Below are 4,248 nucleotides of genomic sequence, written 5' to 3' on the forward strand. Positions count from 1 at the left end.
GGCGGGGCCCGCCGCGCCGTTCCGGGCCGCGTCCGAACCCAAGTCCGAGCCCATGTCCGAACCCACGTCCCAGTTCATGTCCCGGATCGTGCCCGAATCGCCGTCCTCCGGCGCGGATGCCGACCCGGAGCCGCTGCTTTCCCTGTCGTTCAACCCTGCGCCCCCGGCCATCCGGACCCGTTTAACGGCAAAAGCCTGACGTCGGCAGTCTTTCTTAGCGCCGCGGGCGGGCCGCCCGCTGGACACTTCAATGTCGCGTCACACGTTTAGGCCATGTCAACCTTAATGGCGCCGACAAGGTGGCGTCGGGGGCTGGCATTCGGCGCCGCACGTGCTATTTGTGCACTGCACAATGCGTCCTTGCAGGGCGTCCTGCGGGCGCGAACGAGAGGAGACGACATGAACACCAACCCGACCTACGAAGTGCCCGCCGAGATGCGCGACTTCGCCGAGAAGAGCGTCGAGCAGGCGCGCAAGGCCTTCGACAGCTTCATCGGCGCGGCCCGCCGCACCGCCGACAGCGTGCAGGGTTCGGCCGAGCTCGCCCGGACCAACGCGCAGGACGTCTCCGCCCGCGGCTTCGAGTACGCCGAGCAGAACGTGAACGCCGCCTTCGACCTCGCCCAGAAGCTCGTGCGCTCGCGCGACCTGCAGGAGGCGATGCAGCACCAGGCCGAGTTCGTCCGCAGCCAGTTCGCGGCGATCCAGTCGCAGGCCAAGGAGTTCAGCGGCCTCGCCCAGAGCGCGATGCAGCAGGGCGCCGAGCGCGCCAAGAGCGCCATGCAGGAGGGCGCCGATCAGGCCCGCAAGGCCATGGAGCAGGGTGCCAGCGCCGCGCAGCAGACTGCCCAGGACGCGCAGCACGCCGCCCAGAACACCGCCGAGAAGTCGGGCTACTGAGCCCGGAGGCCGTGCCCCGCGCGGCCCTTCCGACCGGTTCGGGCGCGAGCGCCCGCCATCGACGGCCCGCCCGGTCCTCCGCGGCGGGCCGTTCCGCGTCGGCCCCCCCGTCCGCGCGCACCTGCGCCCGCACTTTCGCCCGCATTGCCGCGAAGACGGGTCCCGGACTCGGCGATCCCGCCGGTGCAGGAGCAAGAGAGAGCCATGCGGCAGATCCGCGGATTGAGGCTGGCGGCGGGCGTGCTCGCCGGACTTCTGGCGGCCGGGAGCGCGCAGGCGCAATATTATGACGGGCCGCCGCGGCGGGGCTACTACGAGGAGCGCCCCTACGCGCCGCCACCGCCGCGCCGGGCCGTGGGATACAATTGCGACGCGGTCCAGCGCGGCCTGAGCGGCCCGCAGCCCTTCTCCTGCCCGCTGCCGGGCCCGCGCCCGCTGGGCGCCCGCTGCTTCTGCGACCTGCCGCTCGCCCCGCTCAGCGCACCCCAGACCGCGGTCGGCCGCGTGGTGCCCTGACCCGCGCGGGACAGCCCGAGAGGGCCCGCGGAAACGAAAAACGGGACGGCTCCCGCCGTCCCGTTTCGAGGCCTCGCCCTAGCGGCCGAGGAAGATGGATGCCAGTCGCTGGAGCAGGCCCCGCGGTGCGGGCGGAGGCGCGCTCTGCCCAGGACTGTCCCCGATCTAAGCGTTCGCGGCGAAGGGGTGCGACGCCGAGTTGCGCTGCTCGGTCACCGTCGAAGCCTTCGGCTCGCCGTTCACGGCGCGCTGGATCGAGAGCTTGGTGGCCTCGTAGTTGTACTGCTGGATCTTGGCGTCGTCGGCCGCCTCCCAGTGGATGAACACGCCGACCAGGATGTAGAGGTCGTCGGCCTCGTCGGCGGGGATGATGCCCTCGGCGACGCAGTCCTGCACGGCCTTGGCGACGCCGTGCTGGGCGGGGCCGAACATCTGGACGGCCTGACGGGCGTCGTTGATGGTGACCTTGTTGAACATCAGCGTGTTCGGCTTGCACGGCAGGTTCGGCGCGATGACCGCGAGCAGGCTGGTGAAGCCGTGCTTGTTGTTCACGAGGCCGTTGCAGAAGGCGGTCTCGGCCGGCGAGCCGCGCGGTCCGATGATGAGGTCGATGTGGGCGACCTCGTTGCCGTCGCCGACGAGAGCCTCGCCGACCTGAACCTTGGTGATCTTCGCCATTCGGGGTCTCTCCCTGGAAATCCAAGTTTAAGGCCGCGGCCTGGGGCAGTGCCGCAGCCGGGGAGCCATCCTTGTTTGCGACGCGCGGCGCCTCGTGGGGCCGCACCGGTTTGCCCGGATAGCGGCGCGGACCCTACAGCGGGGCCCTGCCTGTCACAACCCTGCGCAAGGCGCTGAAATCGATAAATCTTTGCGCGGGCCGGCCGGGGCCGCCGGGCACGGATTGCCAGGGACAAACGGGGCGCGCCGTCAAGTCCCATCCGCGTTATCGCGGGCCGCCGGGATGCCCTCTCGCGCTCCTGCGTGCAGCCCTGCGTGCCCCCCTGCGCGCGCCGTGCGCAGGGCGTCGGCGAACAGGGTCGCGACCGTGAAGTCGGCGCTGGTGCCCGGATTGATGCCGCGCTCCTTCAGGTCGCGGTCGAAGGCGAGGAGCGCCGCGACCGGCGCGGCGCCGAGATCGAGCCCAGCCCGGAGCGCCTCGGCCTCCGCCCGCACCGCGGCGGCGACCGCGGGCCCGTGCTTGCGGCGGACGTGGCTGTCCTCCACCGCGGCGAGGTAGGCGAGGTGGACGGCGGTGGTGCACCAGGTCGGCGCGAGCCCCGCCGCCCGCGCGGCGGCGAGCGCCGGCAGCCCGACCGCGTCGATGTCGGCGAGATCCGTGACGTAGGCGCGGGCGATCGCGTCCCGGGGGGCTGCCTCCGCCATGGCGTCGAGCAGGGAGGCGGGCGCCGCCTCGGCGACGTCGTGGCGCCCGGCCTGCCCGAGGCCGCCGGGACCGGCCCGGCGGATCGCCGCGAAGACGTCCTGCGAATCGCGCGCGTCGAGGTCGGCGAGCACCGCGGCGACGCTCGTCGCCCGCTCGGCCGCGCGGGCGAGGGGGGCGCAGAGCAGCAGGATGCCGAGATTCGTGTTCTGGCCGACCGCCTCCATGGTGGCGGCGACGGCGCCGAGCACCCGGGCCCCGACCCGGGCGCCCGCGGCGGCGAGCGGGGGGGCCGAGACCTCGGCGCTCGTGACGAAGTCGGCCACCGCCATGCGGTGGCCCGCAGCGTAGGCGTGGACGTTGCCGGGCTTCAGCGCGTCGAGTTCGGCGAGGCAGGCCGACCGGTAGAGCGCGGCGACCAGGGCGGGGGCGAGCCCCATCAGGCGACCACCCGCGCCGGGCGGTGCGCGCCCCGCACCGCCGAGAGGAAGCCGCGGCAGACCGCCGTCGCGATGTCGGCCTCGCAGACCTGCTGCAGGCCGGACCAGGCGGGCATCGAGTTCACCTCCAGCACGAGGTAGCCGCCGGCCCCGTCCTCGACGAGGTCGATGCCGGTGTAGTCGACGCCGACGGCCGCCGCCGCGGCCTCGGCGAGCTCGGCCGCGCGGGCGGGCATCGCCCAGGCGAGCGGCCGGCCGCCCCGGTGCACGTTGGTGATCCAGCCGTCGCCCTCGCGGATCATCCCGGCCACCGCCCGGCCCTCGCAGACGAAGACCCGGTAGTCGCGCCAGAGCCCGTCGGCGCGCGGCACGTAGCGCTGCAGGTAGTAGACCCGGGACACGGCCTCCTCGTCGGGCAGGTCCTCCGGGCGCTCGACGAGCATCAGCCCCTCGCCCTGCGAGCCGAACAGGGGCTTGAGCACCAGGGGCCGGCCCGGCCGCGCCTCGCGGGCGACGAGGTCGGCGGCGGCCTCGCGGCGGGAGAACACCCAGGTCTCGGGGGTCGGCAGGCCGGCCCGCGCGACGAGGAGCGAGGTCGCCGCCTTGTCGACGGAGCGCTCGATCGCGACCGGGTGGTTCCAGACAGTGACGCCGGAGGCCACCAGCGCGTGCAGCACGCCGAGCCGCATCGTGGTGGCCTCGAAGGTGCCGCCCGCGATGGTGCGCAGCAGGACGCCGTCCGGCAGGGCGTCGGGAAAGCCCGGCACGCGCAGCGGCTCGGCGGCGCCGGTCACCACCGCCACGTCGGCGAGCGAGAACAGCACCGGCTCGACGCCGAGCGCGCGCAAGGCGCCGAGCAGGCGGTTCTTGTGCCAGGTGCCGTTGTCGGCCGCGAGCCCGATGCGCATGAAGGGTCCGAAATTCGGGACATCGACCCGCGTCCGCTTGCCGAACGGGGCGCGGGTCCCCTCTCCCGTGCGGGAGAGGGACAGGGTGAGGGATGAGAACTGT

6 protein-coding genes are annotated in these 4,248 nt (G+C 73.4%); 3 read left to right on the forward strand and 3 right to left on the reverse strand.

From position 1 onward, the window contains the following. The 3 genes from AX737_RS33170 to AX737_RS12315 all read left to right on the forward strand — a co-directional run. The coding region (locus AX737_RS33170; RefSeq protein ID WP_210173132.1) for a hypothetical protein at positions 1–199 on the forward strand (199 nt) is incomplete at its 5' end. A gap of 200 nt (positions 200–399) precedes the next feature. After that, the gene (locus AX737_RS12310) at positions 400–900 is read left to right on the forward strand and encodes a phasin (RefSeq protein WP_066921704.1); all 501 of its coding nucleotides are present in this window, start codon (positions 400–402) and stop codon (positions 898–900) included. 204 nt (positions 901–1,104) lie between these two features. Further along, positions 1,105–1,416, forward strand: a complete 312-nt coding sequence (locus AX737_RS12315; RefSeq protein WP_066921706.1) for a hypothetical protein — start codon at positions 1,105–1,107, stop codon at positions 1,414–1,416. Between the two features lie 165 nt (positions 1,417–1,581). Here AX737_RS12315 and fae read toward each other — a convergent pair whose 3' ends face one another. From fae to AX737_RS12330, 3 genes are all read right to left on the reverse strand, one after another. Continuing rightward, entirely contained in the window at positions 1,582–2,094 is a 513-nt protein-coding gene (gene fae / locus AX737_RS12320) for a 5,6,7,8-tetrahydromethanopterin hydro-lyase (RefSeq protein WP_066921708.1), read from the reverse strand. Between the two features lie 249 nt (positions 2,095–2,343). Beyond that, a complete protein-coding gene (locus AX737_RS12325) occupies positions 2,344–3,237 on the reverse strand; it encodes a triphosphoribosyl-dephospho-CoA synthase (RefSeq protein ID WP_082773004.1) in 894 nt (297 codons plus the stop codon). Beyond that, a complete protein-coding gene (locus AX737_RS12330; protein WP_066921710.1) occupies positions 3,237–4,145 on the reverse strand; it encodes a RimK family alpha-L-glutamate ligase in 909 nt (302 codons plus the stop codon). The genes AX737_RS12325 and AX737_RS12330 overlap by 1 nt, the downstream gene beginning before the upstream one ends. Positions 4,146–4,248: the final 103 nt, after the last annotated feature.

Source organism: Methylobacterium sp. CCH5-D2, from assembly GCF_001556475.1.
Classification (GTDB): domain Bacteria; phylum Pseudomonadota; class Alphaproteobacteria; order Rhizobiales; family Beijerinckiaceae; genus Methylobacterium; species Methylobacterium hispanicum.